20 protein-coding genes are annotated in these 20,701 nt (G+C 72.2%); 12 read left to right on the top strand and 8 right to left on the bottom strand.

The window, feature by feature from the left end; translation table 11 throughout:
- Positions 1-5: 5 nt before the first annotated feature.
- Entirely contained in the window at positions 6-623 is a 618-nt protein-coding gene (locus tag GA0070613_RS26710; RefSeq protein ID WP_089014796.1) for a hemerythrin domain-containing protein, read from the bottom strand.
- A 185-nt stretch (positions 624-808) separates the two neighbouring features.
- On the opposite strand from GA0070613_RS26710, the gene GA0070613_RS26705 reads away from it, so the two are divergent.
- Together GA0070613_RS26705 and GA0070613_RS26700 are read left to right on the top strand one after the other, a co-directional pair.
- A complete protein-coding gene (locus GA0070613_RS26705) occupies positions 809-2,137 on the top strand; it encodes a M20/M25/M40 family metallo-hydrolase (protein ID WP_089014795.1) in 1,329 nt (442 codons plus the stop codon).
- Between the two features lie 60 nt (positions 2,138-2,197).
- Positions 2,198-2,857, top strand: coding sequence for a hypothetical protein (locus GA0070613_RS26700; RefSeq protein ID WP_089014794.1), 660 nt, complete (start codon positions 2,198-2,200; stop codon positions 2,855-2,857).
- Between the two features lie 73 nt (positions 2,858-2,930).
- On the opposite strand, the gene GA0070613_RS26695 is transcribed toward GA0070613_RS26700, so the two are convergent.
- The gene (locus tag GA0070613_RS26695) at positions 2,931-3,122 is read right to left on the bottom strand and encodes a DUF5703 family protein (RefSeq protein ID WP_089014793.1); all 192 of its coding nucleotides are present in this window, start codon (positions 3,120-3,122) and stop codon (positions 2,931-2,933) included.
- A gap of 154 nt (positions 3,123-3,276) precedes the next feature.
- Positions 3,277-4,248, bottom strand: a complete 972-nt coding sequence (locus GA0070613_RS26690) for an aldo/keto reductase (RefSeq protein WP_089014792.1) — start codon at positions 4,246-4,248, stop codon at positions 3,277-3,279.
- A 166-nt stretch (positions 4,249-4,414) separates the two neighbouring features.
- Between GA0070613_RS26690 and GA0070613_RS26685 the strand changes: the two genes are divergently transcribed.
- The gene (locus tag GA0070613_RS26685) at positions 4,415-5,467 is read left to right on the top strand and encodes an LLM class F420-dependent oxidoreductase (protein ID WP_089014791.1); all 1,053 of its coding nucleotides are present in this window, start codon (positions 4,415-4,417) and stop codon (positions 5,465-5,467) included.
- Positions 5,464-6,300 (top strand): undecaprenyl-diphosphate phosphatase, encoded by an 837-nt coding sequence (locus tag GA0070613_RS26680; RefSeq protein WP_089014790.1) that lies wholly within the window; start codon positions 5,464-5,466, stop codon positions 6,298-6,300. The genes GA0070613_RS26685 and GA0070613_RS26680 overlap by 4 nt, the downstream gene beginning before the upstream one ends.
- 159 nt (positions 6,301-6,459) lie before the next feature.
- Here GA0070613_RS26680 and GA0070613_RS26675 read toward each other — a convergent pair whose 3' ends face one another.
- Positions 6,460-7,050 (bottom strand): hypothetical protein, encoded by a 591-nt coding sequence (locus tag GA0070613_RS26675; protein ID WP_089014789.1) that lies wholly within the window; start codon positions 7,048-7,050, stop codon positions 6,460-6,462.
- Between the two features lie 684 nt (positions 7,051-7,734).
- Here GA0070613_RS26675 and GA0070613_RS26670 point away from each other — a divergent pair.
- From GA0070613_RS26670 to mshC, 4 genes are all read left to right on the top strand, one after another.
- Positions 7,735-8,448: a histidine phosphatase family protein gene (locus GA0070613_RS26670; RefSeq protein ID WP_089014788.1), complete on the top strand. Its 714-nt coding sequence runs from the start codon at positions 7,735-7,737 to the stop codon at positions 8,446-8,448.
- A 112-nt stretch (positions 8,449-8,560) separates the two neighbouring features.
- Positions 8,561-9,148 carry a DUF3090 domain-containing protein gene (locus GA0070613_RS26665; RefSeq protein WP_089014787.1) on the top strand — a complete coding sequence of 196 codons (588 nt, stop codon included), beginning with the start codon at positions 8,561-8,563 and terminating at the stop codon, positions 9,146-9,148.
- Positions 9,145-9,963, top strand: coding sequence for an SCO1664 family protein (locus tag GA0070613_RS26660; RefSeq protein ID WP_089014786.1), 819 nt, complete (start codon positions 9,145-9,147; stop codon positions 9,961-9,963). Before GA0070613_RS26665 ends, GA0070613_RS26660 begins: the two co-directional genes overlap by 4 nt.
- Before the next feature lie 67 nt (positions 9,964-10,030).
- Positions 10,031-11,269 carry a cysteine--1-D-myo-inosityl 2-amino-2-deoxy-alpha-D-glucopyranoside ligase gene (gene mshC / locus GA0070613_RS26655; RefSeq protein ID WP_089014785.1) on the top strand — a complete coding sequence of 413 codons (1,239 nt, stop codon included), beginning with the start codon at positions 10,031-10,033 and terminating at the stop codon, positions 11,267-11,269.
- Positions 11,270-11,315: 46 nt separating this feature from the next.
- On the opposite strand, the gene GA0070613_RS26650 is transcribed toward mshC, so the two are convergent.
- Positions 11,316-12,107 carry a GntR family transcriptional regulator gene (locus GA0070613_RS26650; RefSeq protein WP_089014784.1) on the bottom strand — a complete coding sequence of 264 codons (792 nt, stop codon included), beginning with the start codon at positions 12,105-12,107 and terminating at the stop codon, positions 11,316-11,318.
- A gap of 133 nt (positions 12,108-12,240) precedes the next feature.
- Entirely contained in the window at positions 12,241-13,110 is an 870-nt protein-coding gene (locus GA0070613_RS26645) for a PAC2 family protein (RefSeq protein ID WP_089014783.1), read from the bottom strand.
- 260 nt (positions 13,111-13,370) lie between these two features.
- Here GA0070613_RS26645 and metH point away from each other — a divergent pair, with 260 nt between their 5' ends.
- Positions 13,371-16,886, top strand: a complete 3,516-nt coding sequence (gene metH / locus GA0070613_RS26640; protein ID WP_172875906.1) for a methionine synthase — start codon at positions 13,371-13,373, stop codon at positions 16,884-16,886.
- A 14-nt stretch (positions 16,887-16,900) separates the two neighbouring features.
- Here metH and GA0070613_RS26635 read toward each other — a convergent pair whose 3' ends face one another.
- Positions 16,901-17,320 carry a tyrosine-type recombinase/integrase gene (locus tag GA0070613_RS26635; protein WP_157746548.1) on the bottom strand — a complete coding sequence of 140 codons (420 nt, stop codon included), beginning with the start codon at positions 17,318-17,320 and terminating at the stop codon, positions 16,901-16,903.
- On the opposite strand from GA0070613_RS26635, the gene GA0070613_RS26630 reads away from it, so the two are divergent.
- Genes GA0070613_RS26630 through GA0070613_RS26620 form a run of 3 tightly spaced genes read left to right on the top strand, consistent with a single transcriptional unit; the run spans position 17,319 to position 19,199 of the window.
- A complete protein-coding gene (locus GA0070613_RS26630; protein WP_089014781.1) occupies positions 17,319-18,707 on the top strand; it encodes a phage major capsid protein in 1,389 nt (462 codons plus the stop codon). The two genes, GA0070613_RS26635 and GA0070613_RS26630, sit on opposite strands and share 2 nt — an antisense overlap.
- A gap of 1 nt (position 18,708) precedes the next feature.
- A complete protein-coding gene (locus GA0070613_RS26625; RefSeq protein ID WP_089014780.1) occupies positions 18,709-19,002 on the top strand; it encodes a hypothetical protein in 294 nt (97 codons plus the stop codon).
- Entirely contained in the window at positions 18,999-19,199 is a 201-nt protein-coding gene (locus tag GA0070613_RS26620; RefSeq protein ID WP_089014779.1) for a hypothetical protein, read from the top strand. Before GA0070613_RS26625 ends, GA0070613_RS26620 begins: the two co-directional genes overlap by 4 nt.
- Positions 19,200-19,349: 150 nt before the next feature.
- Here GA0070613_RS26620 and GA0070613_RS26615 read toward each other — a convergent pair whose 3' ends face one another.
- Positions 19,350-20,609 (bottom strand): COG4705 family protein, encoded by a 1,260-nt coding sequence (locus tag GA0070613_RS26615; protein WP_089014778.1) that lies wholly within the window; start codon positions 20,607-20,609, stop codon positions 19,350-19,352.
- Positions 20,610-20,701 lie beyond the last annotated feature (92 nt).

Here is a 20,701-nt window from a genome sequence, read left to right as displayed (position 1 = left end):
CCGGGTCAGGCCTTCGGCTGCCGCTCCAGGTCCGCCAGCTGGGTGCGCCGGCCGGTCACCGCGTCCCGGAGCTTGTCCACCACGCCCACCGCCGGTTCCACGATCTTGTTCCACGGCGGGGTGGCCGGGGTGCCGGGGTGCGGCCGGGTCGGCGCCGCCTCCTCGGCGATCTGCCAGCGGTTGCCCAGCCGGATCAGCTCGGCGTCGGTGGCCACCTCGCGCAGCGGCGCCACCAGCGCGGCCACCCTGGCGACGTGTCGGCGTACCCGGTCGGCCACCTCGGCCAGCGCCGGGTCGTCCGGTCCGGACAGTCCCTTCAGGGCGGTGAGCAGCGCGGCGTCGCCCTCGATCTCCCGGTCGACCAGCTCGGCGCTGTCCGGCACGGCGGCCCGGGCGGCGGGGAAGAGGTACTGCTCCTCGGCGGAGAGGTGCCGGGACACCGCGGCGGTGAGCACGTCGACCACCTCGCGCCGGCGCTCCGCGGCCAGGTCCGGGTCGGTGACCTGGTCGGCCAGGCCGAGCAGCTGCCGGTGCTCCCGGTCGACGAGGTCGTCCACGCTGGAGCCGCCGGGCCGGTACGCGTCGTCGGCGGCGGGTGGCAGCGGCGGCAGGGGAACGGTCATGGTGCCCTCCTCGACTCGTGGCCGGCGGGGGCCGGCGGCCCGGTGGGCGGTGCGGGGACGACTGCGCCGGTACCCGGACGCCGCGCGCGCTAAACCGGGCCGTACGCCGTGGCGGACCGTCGGCGAGCGCGCCGGGAGCCGGGCGGGGCGCGCCACCGGGCCGACCCGGCTGGTATGAAGGGCCCATGACGAGCGACGCCGCTTCCGCCCGACCCGACCCCACCGACGAGGTCGTCGACCTCTGTCGCGATCTGCTGCGCATCGACACCACCAACACCGGGGACAACGACACCAGCGTCGGCGAGCGCCGCGCCGCCGAGTACGTGGCGGAGAAGCTGGCCGAGGTCGGCGTCGACGCGGAGATCCACGAGTCGGCGCCCGGCCGGGCCAACCTCGTCGCCCGGATCCCCGGCACCGACCCGGGCCGGGACGCGCTCCTGGTGCACGGCCACCTCGACGTGGTCCCCGCCGACCCGGGCGAGTGGTCGGTGCACCCGTTCTCCGGCGAGATCCGCGACGGCTACCTGTGGGGTCGGGGCGCGATCGACATGAAGGACTTCGACGCCATGGTGCTCGCCGTGGTCCGCGACTGGCAGCGCGCCGGGGTCCGCCCGGCGCGGGACATCGTGCTCGCCTTCACCGCCGACGAGGAAGCCGGCAGCGACTACGGCGCGCACTTCCTCGCCCAGCGGCACCGGGGCCTGTTCGACGGGTGCACCGAGGCGATCGGCGAGGTCGGCGGCTTCTCCTACTCGGTCAACGAGTCCCAGCGGCTCTACCTCATCGAGACCGCCGAGAAGGGCATCGACTGGCTGCGGCTGCACGCCAAGGGCCGCCCCGGCCACGGCTCGATGGTGCACGACGACAACGCGGTCACCGCGCTGGCCGAGGCCGTCGCCCGGATCGGCCGGCACCGCTTCCCGGTGGTGGTCACCGACACCGTGCGGGCGTTCCTGGAGGAGGTCTCCGACCTGCTCGGCGTGGAGCTGGACCCGGAGGACCCGGAGACCGCCATCGCCAAGCTCGGCCCGATCGCCAACATCATCGGCGCGACCATCCGCAACACCGCCAACCCGACCCGGCTGGCCGCCGGCTACAAGGACAACGTCATCCCCGGCCGGGCCACCGCCACCATCGACTGCCGCAGCCTGCCCGGCCAGTCGGAGCTGCTGGAGCAGCAGCTGCGCGAGCTGGTCGGCCCGGACATCGCCATCGAGTACATCCAGCGGCAGCCCGCCCTGGAGACCACCTTCGACGGCGACCTGGTCGACGCGATGTCCGCCGCGCTGCGCGCCGAGGACCCGGGCGCCCGGGCAGTGCCGTACATGCTCTCCGGTGGCACGGACGCCAAGGCCTTCTCCCAGCTCGGCATCCGCTGCTTCGGGTTCGCGCCGCTGCGGCTGCCCGCCGACCTCAATTTCTCCGGCCTGTTCCATGGCATCGACGAGCGGGTTCCGGTGGACGGGCTACAGTTCGGCGTGCGGGTTCTCGACCGGTTTCTCCGCAGTTGCTAACCGTGTCCGCGGCGTCACTGGCGACGCGGATCCTCCCCCATCGCGAAGGGACTGCCTCACATGACCGACCAGCACGGTGAGCTGGACGCCGCTCTCGAGCGCGTGATCGCCGCCGCCCGCGCCCACCTGGCCGCCGTTCGCGCCGCCGAGGGCCGGATCGACGACGACAACGTCTGGCAGGCGTACGTCGCGTTGAACAACGCCTCGTTCGCCTACGACGAGCAGCTGCTCGACGCCTACGGCGAGGTCACACCTTGGGACGTGGAGTCGATCGACCCGGACGAGGCCGACGAGCGCTTCGGCGGCGCCGAGGGCGTCGAGGCGACCGACCCGCACCCGCGGGTGGTCTCGGTGCGGCAGCGCCGCGACTACCGGGTGCCGAGCGTGTCCGCCCTGCTCCGGGCGGCCGAGGCGGCCCGCCGGGAGGGCATCCCGGAGGAGGACGAGCCGGCCCCCGTCGAGGGCGTCGGCGAGGCGGTGCTGGAGCTGCTGCAGAGCGGCGACGGCTCGCTCAGCGCGCTGGACGTCCCGGAGCTCGAGCCGCTCGACGGGGTGGTGATGGTCAGCGAGGTCGGCACCGCGGTCGACCTGGAGTCCTTCGACGACGACGACCCGGTGGGCCCGTTCCAGCCGGCCGCCGACGACCGTCTCGTGGGCCGGCTCGACGAGCACCCGTTCCTGGATCTGGACGAGGAGCACGACCACGACCACGCCCACTAGGCCGTGACGCGCCCCGGGCCCGACCAACCGGTCGGGCCCGGGCCGTGCGACCGTGCCCGGCGCCCGCCGTCGCTCAGTACGAAAGGCCCGGCTGCGGTTGGTTGATCCGCCGACGGCGCAGCATCACCTGCCGCGTACCGTCCCGGAACAGCCGCACCCGGGCCAACTCCCATCCGGAGAACTCCGCCTGGATCGCCAGCTGCGCCGCGGCGGTCACCCGGTCGACGTTCGGCGGCAACCGCAGCGGCGCGTATTCGTAGTCCATGCGTTCCATGCTGCCCAGGCCGGCCGGCGTTCGCCACCCCCTCGCGGTGATCCACGTCGCCTCCGGCCGGGCTCGGCGGCGCCGCCGCGCACGCCCGATCGGCCCCGGACGCCGGTGGTGCCGTCTCCGGACCGGCGCCGCCGCGCCGAGCGGGTCAGCCGTCGCGTTCCGGGTAGCCGACCGGGACCGCGGCGACGTCGTCCAGCGCGGTGACGATCTCCTCGGGCAGCGTCATCCGCTCCACCTGCAGCGCGCCGAGGAGCTGGCCGACGGTACGCGCGCCGAGGATCGGGGCGGTCACCCCCGGCCGGTCCCGGATCCAGGCCAGCGCCACCTCCAGCGGCGAGACGCCCAGCCCGCCGGCGGCCGTGGCCACCGCCTCCACGATGCTGGAGCAGCGCGGCTCCAGGTAGGTGGCGACGAACCGCTCGAAGTGCGGTGAGGCGGCGCGGGAGTCCGCCGGCCGGCCGTGCCGGTACTTGCCGGTGAGCACCCCACGGCCCAGCGGCGACCACGGCAGCACGCCCAGCCCCATCGCCTCGCAGGCCGGCAGCACCTCCCGCTCCACGCCCCGCTCCAGCAGCGAATACTCCACCTGGGCGGCCACCACCGGCGCCCGGCCCGGCCAGGCGGCCTGCCAGGCGGCGGCCCGCGCGGTCTGCCAGCCGGAGAAGTTCGACACCCCCACGTACCGGGCCTTCCCGCTGGACACGGCGTGGTCCAGGGCGGAGAGGGTCTCCTCCAGCGGGGTGTCCGGGTCGTACCCGTGGACCTGCCAGAGGTCGACGTGGTCGGTGCCGAGCCGGCGCAGCGACGCGTCCAGGGTGCGCAGCAGGTGCCCGCGCGAGCCGTCCCGGCGGCGGCCGCTGCCCGGCCGCAGCCCCGCCTTGGTGGCGATGAGCAGGTCCTCGCGGGGCACCAGGCTGCCCAGCAGGGAGCCGATCACCGACTCGGCGTCGCCGTCGGCGTACACGTCGGCGGTGTCGACGAGGTTGCCGCCCGCGTCGAGGTAGCTCTTCAGCTGGGCGGCCGCGTCGTCCGCGTCGGTGTCCCGTCCCCAGGTCATGCTGCCGAGCGCGAGCCGCGAAACCGCCAGCCCGCTTCGGCCGAGCGGTCGCTGTTGCATGGGTGAACCTTATTTCGAACCCGGCGTCACGGATATCCTCGCCTTCGTCAACTTCCGGCTCGACCGGCCGGACGGGTGTGACGCGTTCGAGGTGAGCCGGTGATCGGGGACACGGCCCGCATTGCGTAACCTGATGCGACCTGTGGTGCGGACGGTGGGAGGACCAGTGCGACTCGGGCTCAGCCTCGGATACCAGACGGCGTGGAGCACGCCGGCCGACCACCTGGCACTTGCCCAGGAGGCGGACCGGCTCGGCTACTCGGTGGTGTGGGCGGCGGAGGCCTACGGCTCCGACTCGCCCAGCATGCTGGCCTGGATGGCCGGCCAGACCCAGCGGATCGATGTGGGCGCCGCGGTGATGCAGATCCCCGCCCGGACGCCGGCGATGACCGCGATGACGGCGGCCACGATCGACGCGCTCTCCGGCGGCCGGTTCCGGCTCGGCCTCGGCGTCTCCGGCCCGCAGGTCTCCGAGGGCTGGCACGGCGTCCGCTTCGCCAAGCCGCTGGCCCGCACCCGCGAGTACGTGGACATCGTCAGGCTGGCGGTCGCCCGCAAGGAGGTCGCGTACGACGGCGAGCACTACACCCTGCCGCTGCCCGACGGCCCGGGCAAGGCGCTCCGGCTGGGCTTCCACCCGCCGCGCGAGCACATCCCGATCTACCTGGCCGCCGTCGGGCCGAAGAACCTCGAACTCGCCGGTGAGATCGCCGACGGCTGGCTGGCCGTCTTCTACGCCCCCGAGTTCGCCGAGGAGCAGCTCGCCTCCGTGCGGGCCGGCCGGGCGAAGGCCGGCAAGGAACTGGCCGGCTTCGACGTGGTCCCGTCGGTCCCGGTCGTGGTCGGCGACGACGTCGCCTCCTGCGCCGAGCTGGTCCGCTGGTACGCCGCCCTCTACGTCGGCGGCATGGGCAGCCGGCAGCAGAACTTCTACAACCAGCTCGCCACCCGGATGGGCTACGGCGACGCGGCCCGCGAGGTGCAGGACCTCTACCTGGCCAAGCGGCAGCGCGACGCGGCCGCCGCGATCCCGATGGAGTTCATCGACCGCACGTCGCTGCTCGGCCCGAAGGAGCGCATCGCCGAGCGGATGCGGGAGTACGCCGCCGCCGGCGTCACCACCCTGTCGGTGACCCTCTTCGTGGCCGACCGGGACAGCGGCGTGCAGACCCTGCGTACCGTCGCCGAGGCCCTGGAGCTCTCCGGAGTCGGCGAGTGACCTGGGTCGAGGCCATCGTCCTGGGCATCGTCCAGGGGCTCACGGAATTCCTGCCGGTCAGCTCGTCCGGTCACCTGCGGATCACCTCGGCGATCTTCTTCGGGCGGGACGCGGGCGCGTCGTTCACCGCGGTGACCCAGCTGGGCACCGAGGCGGCCGTGCTCATCTATTTCGCCAAGGACATCTGGCGGATCGTCAGGACCTGGCTGCTGGGCATCCGGGACCGTTCGGTCCGCGCCAGCCTCGACTACCGGATGGGCTGGTACGTCATCATCGGCTCGATCCCGATCGGTCTGTTCGGCTTCCTGTTCAAGGACCAGATCCGCACCGCCGGCCGCAACCTGTGGCTGATCTCCTTCACGCTGATCTTCTTCGCGTTCGTGCTGGCCTTCGCCGAGTACTGGGGCCGGCAGACCCGCACCCTGGAGAACTTCCGGCTGCGCGACGGCGTCGTGATGGGCTTCGCCCAGGCCATGGCGCTGATCCCCGGTGTGTCCCGCTCCGGCGGGACGCTGACCGCCGGCCTGCTGCTCAACCTGACTCGGGAGGCGGCGGCGCGGTACTCGTTCCTGCTGGCCATCCCGGCGGTGGTGATGTCGGGGGTGTTCAGCATCCCGGACGTCTTCGAGCCGTCCGCGCCGGGCACCGCCGCGCCGAGCGGGGCGCAGATGATCGTCGCGACGGTGATCGCCTTCGGCATCGGCTACGCGGCCATCGCCTGGCTGCTGCGTTACGTCGCCCACCACACCCTGTACGTCTTCGTGCTCTACCGGGTCGCGTTGGGCGCCCTGGTCCTCTCCCTGCTCATCACCGGCACGATCAGCGCTACCTGAGTGCTCCGTCGCTCCGTCCTGGGTCGCCCCCAGCCCTGACCTTGGTCACCGTCCGCCCGGCGGTCACGGTTCTTCCGGGGTACGGAGACGGATATGCCGCTGGCCGGCACCCCGTGTCTCGGGGTGCCGGCCAGCGGCTTGTTGCCGTGTTCGCTTGGGTCAGCTGTTCCAGTTGGCGGCGACGATGTCGGCGGCCTGCTGCTCCCACTGGGCGTAGGCGTCCGGGTAGGCCGACACCTGCACCGTCTGGGCGGCCTCGGTCAGCGGCATGTCCTGCCAGCCGTCGACCTGCTTGAGACCCTTCTCGAAGGCCAGGGTCGCGTACTCGGGGTCGGTGATCTGCTTCGGCGTGCCCCAACCCGAGGAGGGGCGCTGCTGGAACAGGCCCAGCGAGTCGTGGTCGTTGGCGTCACCGAGGTGACCCAGGTTCTCCAGCTTCGACTCCTGCAGGCTGGTGGCGATCGAGATGACCGCGGCCCGCTTCGGCAGACCCGCCTTCTTCGTCGCGGCGATGATCGCCTTGGCGTTGCCGGTCTGCTCACCGTTCAGGGTGATCTTCGACTGGGCGCCCTGCACACCATGCGGAATCAGCTTGCCCTTGTCCACGCCCGGCTTGTCGGCCTGCACGGCGACCGGCTTGCCGGCCACCGGGGTGGCGTCGGCGTGCGCGGCGACCGGACCGGCGAACACGCCACCGGTGAAAGCCAGACCAGCAATACCCAGAACGCTCTTACGCATGATCGTGTTCATGGTGAAGCTCCATTCGGGGGTCGACGCACACACCGGTGGGGGCCGGCACGTGCGCAAGCACCGTCAGGCGCTCAAAAAGCTGAGGGGGAAAGTCTCTGCCCGGTGCCAGCCGCGGGGCGGGGGCCTCTTCGCGGCGCCGGGACCATGTGTAACGACCGCCGGCCCGCCATCATTCCGGGGGCCCGTCCCACGGCCCGGTCGAGCGGGCCAGGTACTCGGTCGTACGGGAGATGTAACGACCCCGAGGCCCCGACGATTCCGCCGCCAGGATGCCACCGGTCACACCCAGAAACGGACATCCGACACCAGACCGGCCGGCCCGGGCAGGGCCGGAACGGACAACCGGCACCAGATCCCCGATGTGGCGGTATCCACGCCCGATCGGACACCGCCACATCGGGGACACGGAGTCGATCACGCCCACCCAGCACCCCGCGACGTCAACACCCGCCTCAGGCCCGGGTCGGGGGCAACGGACGGCGGGGGGCGGAACCGCGTACCCGGGAAACGGCCGACGACCGACCCGGCAGCGACGAGCGGACCCGGCGCACGGCGGGCCACACCCCCCACCGCAACCACAGACGAACCGGAAGGCACGGCGGGCCACACCCCCACCGCAACCACGACGAACAACAACCCACGGACCGCCAAGGCAAACCGCAAGGGCACGGCCGACCCCCTAGGGTGGTCACCGTGGCGACCCTTCTCCTTCTGCGACACGGCCGGACCACCGCGAATGCCGACGGCGGCCTGGCCGGCCGGCAGCCGGTCGAGCTGGACGAGACGGGTCGCGCCCAGGCCACCGCGGTCGGGCAGCGGTTGCGCGACCTTCCCCTCGCGGCGGTGGTGACCAGCCCGCTGATCCGCTGCCGGCAGACCCTCGACCTGGCCCTGCCGGCGGCGGAGCCGGTGGTGGAGGAGGGGCTGATCGAGTGTGGGTACGGCAGCTGGGAGGGGCAGCCGCTGAAGAAGTTGGCCAAGGAGCCGCTCTGGCCGGTGGTGCAGCAGCATCCGAGCGCCGCCGTCTTCCCCGAGGGGGAGTCGATGGCGGCGATGTCCGCGCGGGCGGTGGCGGCGGTGCGGTCCTGGGACGCCCGGATCAGCGCCGAGCACGGGCCGGAGGCGGTCTGGCTGGCGTGCAGCCACGGCGATGTGATCAAGGCCATCGTGGCCGACGCGCTGGGGGTACATCTGGATCTGTTCCAGCGGATCGTGGCGGACCCGGCGTCGGTGACGGCGATCCGCTACACCCCGCTGCGGCCGTTCCTGGTCCGGCTCAACGACACCGGCGGCGACCTGACCGGGCTGGTGCCGCCGCCGCGCAAGCGGCGTCGGCGGGTCACTCGGGCGGTCGACTCCGACGCCGCGGTGGGCGGTGGCGCGGGGGCGGCCCGGTGAGCCGCGTCGCCACGCCCGGGGCGGCGCGGCATGGCTGCCGGCGTTTCGCCCTGGGCGGAACCACCGTCGGTGCGGTGCGCGACGCCTCCACGCGCCGGATAGGGTCGTGGGTATGACCCACCAGGTGCACGCCTTCGAGCCGCCGGAGCGGTTCGTCGCCGGGACCGTCGGCCCGCCGGGGGAGCGTACGTTCTTCCTCCAGGCGCGCGGCGGTGGCCGGCTGGTCAGCGTCGCGCTGGAGAAGGTCCAGGTGTCCCTGCTCGCCGAGAAGCTGGAGGAGCTGCTCTCCGAGGCGCAACGCCGGTTCGGCGTGGAGCTGCCGGAGGCGGCGCCGACGGCCGTCGGCGACAACGACCCGCTGGACACCCCGGTCGACGAGGAGTTCCGGGTCGGCACCCTGGGCCTGGCCTTCGACGTGGACACCGCCACCGTGGTGATCGAGGCGATCGCCGTCGGTGAGGCGGAGGCCGAGGTCGAACTGGGCGACGTGGAGGACGACGAGGACTCCGACGAGGAGCCGGACGAGCCGGACGAGGACCTCGACCGGCTGCGGGTCCGACTGACCCCCCAGGCGACCCGCGCGTTCATCGAGCGGGCCCGCCGGGTGGTCAACGCCGGCCGTCCGCCCTGCCCGCTCTGCGGTCAGCCGTTGGACCCGGCCGGCCACCTCTGTCCGCGGCACAACGGTTATCACCGGTGACGTCGTCGGAACTCCAGCCCCGACAGGACGGCGCCGCCGCTCTCCGCCTGCTCAGCGACGGTGAGCTCGACCTCGAGGGGCGGCTGGTCGACGCCTCCAACACCACCCTGCGCGGCATCCTCACCCTGGACGGGGTGGCGGCCCGCTGCGTCTACAAGCCGGTGCGCGGCGAGCGCCCCCTCTGGGACTTCCCGGACGGTACGCTCGCCGGCCGCGAGGTCGCTGCCTACCTGGTCTCCCGGGCCACCGAATGGGACCTGGTGCCGCCGACGGTGCTGCGGGACGGCCCGTTCGGTCCGGGCTCGTGCCAGCTGTGGATCGACGAGCCGGAGGACGCCGAGCCGCTGGTCGGGTTCGTGCCGGCGGACGCCCTGCCGCCGCGCTGGTTCCCGGTCGCCGCGGCCCGGGACGACGACGGCGCCGCGTACGCCCTGGCGCACGCGGACGACCCCCGGCTGGCCCGCCTCGCGGTCCTCGACGCGGTGCTCAACAACGCCGACCGTAAGGGCGGCCACGTGCTGGTCGGGCCGGAGGACCGGATCTACGGCGTGGACCACGGGGTGTGCTTCCACGTCGAGGAGAAGCTGCGCACGGTGCTCTGGGGCTGGGCCGGCCGGCAGTTGCCGCCGGACGCGGTGGAGATGCTCGACGGGCTGGCCGGTCAGGTCGCCGGCCCGCTCGGCGAGGAGCTGGCCGAGCACCTGACGATCGGCGAGGTCGCCGAGCTGGCCGCCCGCGTCGACCGGCTGCGGGAGTCCGGGCGGTTCCCCCAGCCGCCGGAGGACTGGCCGGCGATGCCCTGGCCGCCCATGTGAGCCGTTGTCGCGTTGATCACGCCCGGGACGCCATCGGGCGGGTGGGCGGCTCGTTAGGCTGACGGTCATGGAGTCTTGGGTGGGTCACGAGGTGCCACGGCTGCCGGGTGAGGGCGTGCCGCTGAGGTTGTACGACTCGGCGCGGCAGGGCGTCCGGCCCAGCCGGCCCGACGGCACTGCGGCCATGTACGTCTGCGGCATCACCCCGTACGACGCCACCCACCTCGGGCACGCCGCCACCATGATCACCTTCGACCTGGTGCAGCGGATGTGGCGGGACGCCGGCGTGACCGTGCGCTACGTGCAGAACGTCACCGACATCGATGATCCGCTGCTGGAGCGGGCCGAGCGCGACGGCGAGGACTGGAAGGTCCTGGCGATGCGGGAGACCGCGCTGTTCCGGGAGGACATGGAGGCGCTGCGGATCATCCCGCCGGCGCACTACGTCGGCGCGGTCGAGTCGATCCCGGACATCGCCGAGAAGGTCCTGGTGCTGCTCAAGGACGGCGCCGCGTACCGCCTCGACGACGGCTCCGGGGACGTCTACTTCGACATCACCGCCGCCTCGCAGTTCGGCTACGAGTCCAACCTGACCCGCGAGCAGATGCTGGAGATCTTCCCGGAGCGCGGTGGCGACCCGGACCGGGCCGGCAAGCGGGACCCGCTCGACCCGCTGCTGTGGCGGGGCGCCCGGGAGGGCGAGCCGTCCTGGCCCGGCGGCGAGCTGGGTGCCGGCCGCCCCGGCTGGCACATCGAGTGCGCGGTGATCGCGCTGAACCTGCTGGGCGACCGGATCGACGTGCAGGGCGGCGGCAACGACCTGCTCTTCCCGCACCACGAGTGCTCCGCCGCGCACGCCGAGCGCCTCACCGGCCAGGCGCCGTTCGCCGACCACTACGTGCACGCCGGCATGATCGGCCTGAACGGCGAGAAGATGTCCAAGTCCAAGGGGAACCTGGTCTTCGTGTCCCGGCTGCGGGCCGACCAGGTCGACCCGATGGCGGTCCGGCTGGCCCTGATCAGCGGCCACTATCGTGCCGACCGGTCCTGGACCGACGACCTGCTGGTCGTGGCGCAGGAGCGCCTGGCGCGCTGGCGGCGGGCCGCCGCGGTCCCCGCCGGGCCGTCCGGGGCCGAACTCCTGGCCGGGGTACGCGCCCGCCTCGCCGACGACCTCGACACCCCCGGCGCCCTCGCGGTCGCCGACGTCTGGGCCACCCAGGCCCTCGCCGGCGTGGCCGACGACGCCCAGGCCCCCGCCCTCTTCGCGACGACCGTCGACGCCCTCCTCGGCATCCGCCTCTGATTGCCGCGGCCCCACGTGCAAGATCGCCGAGACGTGGGTGCGGGGGTCAGCCGAGGACGAGGCCGGGGTCCGGGTCGGGGTCGGGGGTCGGGGCGGGGATCTTGTACTCCTCGGTGAGGGTGGTCATCGGGCCGGGCCAGGTGGCCTGGGCGACCTCGATCGGCTTCCGGTGCGCGTCGTGGGCGACGTGCAGCAGGTGCAGCACCGGGGTGTCGGGGCGGATCTGCAGGATCTCCGCCTCCTCCCGGCTGGGCTGGCGGGCGCTGATCGTGTCGGTCGCGGTGGCGTACCGGCGGCCGGTGGCCTCCTCGGCCTCCTGGTAGAGCGGCCGGCCGAACGCCTCGGCCCGCTCCAGCGAGGTCCCGGCGGTGTCGGCGGGCAGGAACCAGGACGCGCCCACCTCGACCGGCGACTCGTCGGTGCGTACCAGGTGTCGCCGGCAGAGCAGTTCGGTGCCGTCGGAGACCCCGAACGCGTCGGCGACCTCGGGCGGGGCGGGGGCGCGGCCGACGGAGACGAGCTGCTGCTTGTACCGGGCGGCCAGGTCGGTGTGGTAGCCGCGGAAGCCGCCGTACCGGCCCCGGGCGAGCCGGTTGAGCCGGCGCCGGGTGCCCCGGACGTACGTACCGGAGCCGGGTTTGGTGATCAGGATGCCCTCGACCCGCAGCTGGTCGACGGCGCGCTGCACGGTCTGCTTCGCCACGCCGAACATCTCGGCGATGGCCGGGATGGACGGCAGTCGCTCGCCCGGCGCCCAGTCGCCGCGGCGGACCTGGGCCTTGAGCTGCGCGGCGATCTGCCGGTGCGGGAACTCGGCCGCGCCCGGGTTGATCTGCATGCCCGCCTCCTCATGACAGCTAGGTTCCTAGGATGCCCTAGCGGGTGTGACGCCGCCACCCCGGACACGCCAGAGAGCGGGCCCCGGACGTCGCCGTCCAGGACCCGCTGAGCGAGAGGGGGAAGGGCCGCGGTTACCAGGAGCCGGCGGTCGGGCCGGCCGACCCGCCGCGTCGGCGCAGGTACTTCTCGAACTCCTGGGCGATCTCGTCCCCGGTCAACGGGGTGATGCCGACGTCCCCGACCCGCTCCTCCAGCTCGCGCACGTACTCGCCCAGCTCGGCGTCCTGATCGGCGGCGCTGCGCACCCGCTGCTCCCACTCGGCGGCCTCCTCGGCCAGGTCGGCCATCGGCACCGGCAGGTCGAGCACCTCCTCGACCCGGTGCAGCAGCGCCAGGGTCGCCTTGGGGCAGGGCGGGTTGTTCGCGTAGTGCGGCACGTGCACCCAGAACGACACCGCGTCGACCTCGGCGCGGGCGCAGGCGTCGTGCAGCACCCCGACGATGCCGGTCGGGCCGTCGTAGCGGGTGGGGGTGAGCTGGTACCGCTGGGCGGCCTCGGCGTCGGACGCGCTCCCGCTGATCGGCAGCGGCCGGGTGTACGGCACGTCGGCCAGCAGGGCGCCGAGCAGCACCACCCGCTCGACCTCCAGGCTGTGGCAGATCTCCAGCACCTGCTCGCAGAAGGTGCGCCAGCGCATGCTCGGCTCGATGCCCCGGATCAGCACCACGTCCCGCTCGGTGCCCTCCGGGCTGGCCACCATGAAGCGCGTGGTGGGCCACTCCACCCGGCGGGTCTCGCCCTCGGCCATGGTGATGGTCGGCCGGCTCACCTGGAAGTCGTAGAAGTCCTCCGGGTCCAGCTCGGTCACCTGCCGGGCCTGCCAGACCTGCTCCAGGTGCTCCACTGCGGCGGTGGAGGCGTCCGCGGCGTCGTTCCAGCCCTCGAAGGCCGCGATGGCGACCGGGGACCGCAGCACCGGCAGCCCGTCGAACTCGGTCACGCCGTCACCTCGCCCTGCTCGTCGGGGCCGGCGCCGGGCCGCTGCCCCGACATCCGCCCGCCGGGCACGCTGGCGTCCCTGATGTCCTTCACGTCCGCCAGCCTACGTGCCGGCGGGGGATGCGGCCCGCCGGCCGCGCCGGTCGTGGGTCGGACCAGCCAGGCCAAACGGTCAAACCGGACCTGGTGATCCCGCTGACAGTATGTGGGAAGGCCAGCATGGCTCGACCGGTGCCCGAGGCGTCGCACTAACCTGGCTCTGTGCGGACTTCGTTGCTGGATGTGCTCGCGGACCGGATCCTCATCGCCGACGGGGCGATGGGGACGATGCTCCAGGCGGCCGACCTGACCCTCGACGACTTCGAGGGCCTGGAGGGCTGCAACGAGATCCTCAACGTCACCCGGCCGGACGTCGTACGCGGGGTGCACGACGCCTACCTGGCGGCCGGGGCGGACTGCGTGGAGACCAACACCTTCGGCGCGAACCTCGCCAACCTCGGCGAGTACGACATCCAGCACCGGATCCGGGAGCTCTCCGCGGCGGGCGCGCGGATCGCCCGGGAGGCCGCCGACGCGTACGCCACGCCGGAGCGGCCCCGCTTCGTGCTCGGCTCGATCGGCCCGGGCACCAAGCTGCCCACCCTCGGCCACGCCGCGTACGCGACGCTGCGGGACGCGTACCAGGAGAACGCCGCCGGCCTGATCTCCGGCGGCGCGGACGCGCTGATCGTGGAGACCTGCCAGGATCTGCTCCAGGTGAAGGCCGCGGTGGTCGGCTCGCACCGCGCGATGGCCGAGACCGGCCGGAAGGTCCCGCTGATCTGCCACGTCACCGTGGAGACCACCGGCACCATGCTGTTGGGCAGCGAGATCGGCGCGGCGCTCACCGCGATCGAGCCGCTCGGCGTGGACCTGATCGGCCTGAACTGCGCGACCGGCCCGGCGGAGATGAGCGAGCATCTGCGCTACCTCTCCCAGCACGCCCGGGTACCGCTGTCGGTGATGCCCAACGCCGGCCTGCCGCAGCTGACCGCCGACGGCGCGGTCTACCCGCTGACCCCGGTGGAGCTGGCCGACGCCCTCGAGCGCTTCGTCGCCGAGTACGGCGTCTCCCTGGTCGGCGGCTGCTGCGGCAGCACCCCGGAGCACATCCGGGTGGTGGCGGAGCGGCTGCACGGCGCCCGCCCCGGCCCCCGCGAGCCGCGGCAGGACCCGGGCGTCTCCTCGATCTACCACCACGTGCCGTTCGCCCAGGACGCGAGCGTGCTGATGGTGGGGGAGCGGACCAACGCCAACGGCTCCAAGGCGTTCCGCGAGGCGATGCTCGCCGCCGACTGGCAGGCCTGCGTGGAGATCGCCCGCAGTCAGGCCCGGGACGGCTCGCACCTGCTGGACCTCTGCGTCGACTACGTGGGCCGGGACGGCACGCAGGACATGCGCGAGCTGGCCGGCCGGTTCGCCACCGCCTCCACGCTGCCGATCGTGCTGGACTCGACCGAGCCGGCGGTGATCGAGGCCGGGCTGGAGATGCTCGGCGGACGCTGCGTGGTCAACTCGGTGAACTTCGAGGACGGCGACGGCCCGGAGTCGCGCTACGCCCGGGTGATGCCGGTCGTCAGGGAGCACGGGGCCGCGGTGGTCGCGCTGCTCATCGACGAGGAGGGCCAGGCCCGCACGAAGGACTGGAAGGCCCGGGTGGCGAGCCGGCTGATCGAGGACCTGACCACCCGGTGGGGGCTGCGCCGCGGCGACATCCTGATCGACGCGCTGACCTTCCCGATCGCCACCGGCCAGGAGGAGACCCGCCGGGACGGCATCGAGACCATCGAGGCGATCCGGGAGATCGCCGCCCGCTACCCGGGGGTCAACTTCACCCTGGGCATCTCCAACGTCTCCTTCGGACTCAACCCGGCAGCCCGGCAGGTGCTCAACTCGGTCTTCCTGCACGAGTGCGTGCAGGCCGGGCTGACCTCGGCGATCGTGCACGCCAGCAAGATCCTGCCGATGTCGAAGATCCCCGAGGAGCAGCGCGAGATCGCCCTCGACCTGATCTACGACCGCCGCCGCGAGGGGTACGACCCGGTGCAGCGGTTCATCGAGGTCTTCGAGGGCGTCGACGCCGCCTCGGCGCGGGCCACCCGGGCCGAGGAGTTGGCCGCGCTGCCGCTGGAGGAGCGGCTCAAGCGGCGGATCATCGACGGCGAGCGCAACGGCCTGGAGGCCGACCTGGACGCGGCGATGGCCGGCGGCCGGTCGCCGCTGTCCATCATCAACGACCTGCTGCTCGACGGGATGAAGGTGGTCGGCGAACTGTTCGGCGCCGGGCAGATGCAGCTGCCGTTCGTGCTCCAGTCCGCCGAGGTGATGAAGACCGCGGTGGCCTACCTGGAGCCGCACATGGAGAAGGCCGACGACGGCGGCAAGGGCCGGATCGTGCTCGCCACCGTCAAGGGCGACGTGCACGACATCGGCAAGAACCTGGTCGACATCATCCTGTCCAACAACGGCTACGAGGTCGTCAACATCGGCATCAAGCAGCCGATCAACGCGATCCTCGAGGCCGCCGAGCAGCACCGGGCCGACGCGATCGGCATGTCCGGGCTGCTGGTCAAGAGCACCGTCATCATGAAGGAGAACCTGGCCGAGATGGCCACGCGCGGGGTCGCGGAGCGCTGGCCGGTCCTGCTCGGTGGGGCGGCGCTCACCCGGGCATACGTCGAGGACGACCTGCGGTCGATGTTCCCCGGCCAGGTGCACTACGCCCGGGACGCGTTCGAGGGACTGTCCCTGATGGACCGGGTGATGACGGCCAAGCGCGGCGGCGCGCCGGTGGTCGACCCGGAGCGGGAGGCTGCCCTGGCCGCCCGGCGGGCCCGGCGGGAGCGGCAGCGGGCGATGGTCAGCGAGGCGCTGCCGGAGCTGGACGACGCCTCGGTCCGCTCCGACGTGGCCAGCGACGTGGCGGTGCCCACCCCGCCGTTCTTCGGCACCCGGGTGGTCAAGGGGGTGCCGCTGGCCGACTACGCGGCGCTGCTCGACGAGCGGGCCACCTTCCTCGGCCAGTGGGGACTGCGCGGCGCCCGCGGCGGCACGGGGCCGTCGTACGAGGAGCTGGTGGAGACCGAGGGCCGGCCCCGACTTCGGTACTGGCTGGACCGGCTGATCGCCGACCAGGTCCTCGAGGCGGCCGTGGTCTACGGCTACTTCCCCGCGTACGCCGAGGGCAACGACCTGGTGGTGCTGGACGAGAACGGGCACGCCGAGCGGGCCCGGTTCTCCTTCCCCCGGCAGCGGCAGGAACGGCGGCTCTGTCTGGCCGACTTCTTCCGGCCCAAGGGCGACGAGCTGGACGTGGTGGCGTTGCAGCTGGTCACCGTCGGGCAGCCGATCAGCGAGTACACCGCGAAGATGTTCGCCGGCAACGAGTACCGCGACTACCTGGAGGTGCACGGCCTGTCGGTGCAGCTCACGGAGGCCCTGGCGGAGTACTGGCACCGGCGGATCCGCGCCGAGCTGACCCTGCCAGGTGGGCGTACGGTCGCCGACGACGACCCGGCGGACCTGGCCGGCCTGCTGCGCACCGACTACCGGGGCTGCCGCTACGCGTTCGGCTACCCGGCCTGCCCGGACCTGGAGGACCGGGCGAAGATCGTGGAGCTGCTGGGCGCGGAGCGGATCGGGGTGCAGCTGTCGGAGGAGTTCCAGCTGGTGCCGGAGCAGGCCACCGACGCGATCGTGGTGCACCACCCGGAGGCGAACTACTTCAACGCCAAGTAGCCGGGGGGCCGCGTTCAGGCACTCTGACCTGCGGATTTGTAGATTACGTCTGCTTGCTTGGGCACTTCTTGGGCACATCCGGAGCGAACTCTCGCCGTAAAGACGTCGTCGATCGCCTGCCGGGTACGGTCTTCGTCGTCGGGCCACAAGTGGCTGTAGACGTTCAACGTCATCGCTGCGTTGCTGTGCCCGAGCCGGGCGGACACCACGCGCACGTTGAGGCCGGAGCGGATCAGCGCCGACGCATAGAAGTGCCGCAAGTCGTGCATGCCAACCTCGGGCAGACCGACGCCCCGCCGCGCTGGACCCCACACCGAGGCGTTGAAGACGTTTCGGGTGCACGGGCCACCGGCCGGCGTGCGGAAGATGAAGTCCTCACCACTGGCCGGGTGCCCGCGCAGATGCTCAGAGAGTGCGTTCACCGAGTAGACCATGGCACGCACCATTCAGGACGTGATGGCCGAGCACAAGGCCGCGAAGGACAAGGGTCGTCGCCTGCTCGACGAGATGGACGAGATCGTCGCGATCTCGGACACGCGGGACCTCTCGCCGGGCGAGCGTGAGCGTATGGACCGTATCCAGCGCGGTATCGATCGCTCGATCGACGCGACGAACGAGCTGGACGACGAGTGGCGACAGATGATCGTCAACGCCGGGCGTCCGGGTAGCCGGCTGAAGGCGGTGCCGGGCAGTGCCCGCGACGTCGACACCCACCGATCCGCCGATGCCTCTCACCGGGGCCACGACGGCGGCAGTAACGAGCCCCGATTCGTGTACACCGAGACGCGCCGACCCGCCACGGTGGAGCGTGGACGGTCGTTCGGTGAGCACGAGCTGGTCCGCGCACACGCGGAGATGAACGCCCCGACGGAGAAGATCGTCGTCGATGGGCACGGTTCGCTCGGCAACCTGGTCCGCGCCATGACGACCACGTCCGGCAGCGCGGTCGTCCCGACCGTGTGGGCGAGCCAGATCATCGACCGGGCGCGGAACGTCGCGGCGGTGCTCCAGGCCGGCGCTCAGGTGATCCCGATGGCCGCCAAACAGGTCCAGGTGGGCCGGCTAACCGGTGATCCGGCCGCCGCGTTCCGCGCCGAGGGATCGACGATCACTGCGTCGGACCCGACCTTCGACAATGTCACTTTGGACTCGAAGACCATGAGCGCGCTGGTCGTCGGGTCGCTGGAGTGGTTCCAGGACGCCCCGAACGTTGACGAGGTGGTGTCGGACGCGATCGCCCGCGCGGTCGCACTGAACATCGACCTGGTCGCCTTGCATGGCTCCATCACGACCGGGGCGGGCACCGTGAACCTGCCGACCCCGCCGAACCCGCGCGGTGTCCTCGGGGCATTGAACGCCGTCGCGGCATCCAGTGTGCTGGGTGCTCAGGCGAACGGCACCCCGCAGACGGCGCTGAGCTACTGGAACGAGATCATCGATACGTTGTTCACCGTGCGCGGGTTCAACGAGCAGCCGACCGGGGTGCTGTGGAACGCGAAGGCGGCGCAGCAGTACGCGAAGGCGTACGACTCGACTGGGCAGCCGATCGCCATGCCGACGGCGGTCGCGGAGGTGCCGCGGCTCATCACGAACCAGATCCCGAGCTACACCCAGGGCACCATGGCCAACCGGGCCACCGACGTCTTCGCAGGCGCGTGGAACCAACTCCTAATCGGCCAGCGCCTCACGTTCACGTTGCAGACGCTCACGGAGCGTTATGCGGAGAACGGCCAGGTCGGAATCGTCGCCCATTGGCGCGGCGATGTGCAGCCCGCCCGGCCGCGCGCGTTCTCCGTGTTCAAGGCGATCCAGGGAGGCTGAGATGGCGCGTGAGACGACCGCAGAGCAGGCGCTACGTCGGATGGCGGAGCAGGACGCCGGGGACGCTGACGTGCCGTTCATGGCGCGTACCGGTGACGCACCCCGCCACCGGGGCACCGCCACCGCCTACATCCGGGCAACCCACCCAGACACCGGGCAGCCGGTCACGTACGTGCCGGGCGAGGCGCTGCCGGAGTGGGTGAGTGAGGCGCTGCGCGACGGTAAGGCGTCGTTCGATGTAGACGCGAAGGCGTGGACGCTCGACGCCCCGGCGGCCCGCCGGAGCAAGTCGTGAGCCGGTACGACGGCGGCGCGATGATGGGGCCGGAGCGGTCGACCGGGGCCAAGTCCCGGCCGGCCGCGTACGGCATCCACGTTCCCAACGACGACCCGTTCGACCAGGTCGACGAGTGGAACGAACTCGGTGGGCAGCCGCCGGTCGCGCAGCCGACCCGGCAGTGGTGGCCGCCGAACGGGGAGAAACCGCAGTAGCCCGCGGCGCATAGGCTGACGTGAGTTTCATCGGCCGCGTATTCACGCGAAGAACGGCGCGGCCGGTGACACGGTCGCCCCGGACCGGCGTGACGTGATGAGCGCCGAGTACGCGGCGTCGACGTGGGGAGCGTCGACCCGGGTACCAGATCAGGCCAGGGAGTCGAGCAGGGCGGTCAGGGCCTGCTGCTCGGTGGCCTGGTTGGGGTGGCGGGCGCGTACCGCCTTGAGAGCCGTGTCGATGCGGCCGTCGAGGAATGACCAGGCGGTCGGGTCCTTGGGCTCGAGGGTGGGCTGGTCGTCGTCCCAGGCGGTCTCCAGGTCAGTGATCCGTTTGGTCGCGCCGGCCTGGTCGCCGGCGCGGACCTTGTCGAGGGTGTCCTGGGTGATGCTACGGAACTTGGCGATCTCCGACGGTGGGAAGTTTCGGGTGGCCTGCCCCGGGGCGAGTGAGACCGTGGACGCGGGTTCGGGCGCCTCCTCCTCCGCGCTGGTGCGCGTGTGTGGTTGGGCGGCCGCCCAGCCGAGCAGCAGCGCGGTGGCGAGCGCGACGATGGCGAAGTAGCCGAGCATGACGTGTTCCCTGCGCGGACGGGTGGTGACGGTCGGGGTGTGCGACGCGTCGTACTCCTCGATGACGTCCTTGTGCGTGACGGTCAGGTAGATCACGGTGGCCAGGATCGCGGCCAGGAAGATCACGCTTGTCGTCGCCGTACCGAGACCAAGTCCGCCGTCGGCGGTCGGCGATGCCAGCCAGTCGCCCAGGTTCGCGCCCAGCGGCCGGGTCAGGATGAAGGCCAGCCAGAACGACAGCACCGGGTTGGCCCCGAGGCGCCACCCGATGAAGATCAAGCCGATCAGCCCGGCGGGCAGCAGCACCGCGGTGCCCGGAGCCCATCCGGTCAGCTCGATCGTCCAGTCGCCGATCGCGGTGCCCAGCGCGAAGGTGACCAGAACAGCGAGCCAGTAGAACGCCTCCCGGCGCCGGGTGACGATACTGTGGATCGACAGGGTTCGTTCCCGGGCGTACCAGACACCGAACACCACGGCGAGGACCGCCGCGAACACGCTCGTGCTCAGCGCGAGCGGGACCTGCAGTTCGTCGGTGAGGAGGTCGGTATACAGCGTGCCCGTGACGCTGACCACCACGACCGTCAGCCAGTAGACCGGCGGCCAGTACCGGCGCAGCCGCAGCTGCCAGACCAGGACCGCGGCCAGGACAACGGTGAAGATCAGCGAGGTGGCTTTCAGGCCGACGCCGAGCTCGAAGTTGATCCAGTCCGCGAAGCTCTCACCCACCGTGGTGGACAGGACCTTGATGATCCAGAACCAGATGATGACCTCAGGGACCTTGTTCTGCAGCGTCCCCTCGGGCGCGCGCCCCGCCTTGGCCGTCCGTGATCTGTTCATAATGGGTCAATTTATCCCCGACCTGGCAGGCGTGGTGGCTAAACCAAGCGGTGGCCGCGCGCTGGGGGAGTGGAGGATCCGCCGACCCGCCG

Origin of the sequence: Micromonospora inositola (assembly GCF_900090285.1) — a bacterium.
Taxonomy (GTDB): Bacteria; Actinomycetota; Actinomycetes; order Mycobacteriales; family Micromonosporaceae; genus Micromonospora; species Micromonospora inositola.
Note: the sequence above shows the minus strand (reverse complement) of the source record. Positions and strands in the feature narration are given on the sequence as shown.

Bases quoted from the DNA above. Each gene is read 5' to 3' on its own strand.
- GA0070613_RS26630 (WP_089014781.1), top strand. From the start codon at position 17,319: ATGGCACGCACCATTCAGGACGTGATGGCCGAGCACAAGGCCGCGAAG.
- GA0070613_RS26635 (WP_157746548.1), bottom strand. From the start codon at position 17,320: ATGGTCTACTCGGTGAACGCACTCTCTGAGCATCTGCGCGGGCACCCG.
- GA0070613_RS26690 (WP_089014792.1), bottom strand. From the start codon at position 4,248: ATGCAACAGCGACCGCTCGGCCGAAGCGGGCTGGCGGTTTCGCGGCTC.
- GA0070613_RS26650 (WP_089014784.1), bottom strand. From the start codon at position 12,107: ATGCAGATCAACCCGGGCGCGGCCGAGTTCCCGCACCGGCAGATCGCC.
- GA0070613_RS26615 (WP_089014778.1), bottom strand. From the start codon at position 20,609: ATGAACAGATCACGGACGGCCAAGGCGGGGCGCGCGCCCGAGGGGACG.
- GA0070613_RS26700 (WP_089014794.1), top strand. From the start codon at position 2,198: ATGACCGACCAGCACGGTGAGCTGGACGCCGCTCTCGAGCGCGTGATC.
- mshC (WP_089014785.1), top strand. From the start codon at position 10,031: ATGGAGTCTTGGGTGGGTCACGAGGTGCCACGGCTGCCGGGTGAGGGC.
- GA0070613_RS26705 (WP_089014795.1), top strand. From the start codon at position 809: ATGACGAGCGACGCCGCTTCCGCCCGACCCGACCCCACCGACGAGGTC.
- GA0070613_RS26695 (WP_089014793.1), bottom strand. From the start codon at position 3,122: ATGGACTACGAATACGCGCCGCTGCGGTTGCCGCCGAACGTCGACCGG.
- GA0070613_RS26665 (WP_089014787.1), top strand. From the start codon at position 8,561: ATGACCCACCAGGTGCACGCCTTCGAGCCGCCGGAGCGGTTCGTCGCC.
- GA0070613_RS26625 (WP_089014780.1), top strand. From the start codon at position 18,709: ATGGCGCGTGAGACGACCGCAGAGCAGGCGCTACGTCGGATGGCGGAG.
- GA0070613_RS26675 (WP_089014789.1), bottom strand. From the start codon at position 7,050: ATGAACACGATCATGCGTAAGAGCGTTCTGGGTATTGCTGGTCTGGCT.
- GA0070613_RS26710 (WP_089014796.1), bottom strand. From the start codon at position 623: ATGACCGTTCCCCTGCCGCCGCTGCCACCCGCCGCCGACGACGCGTAC.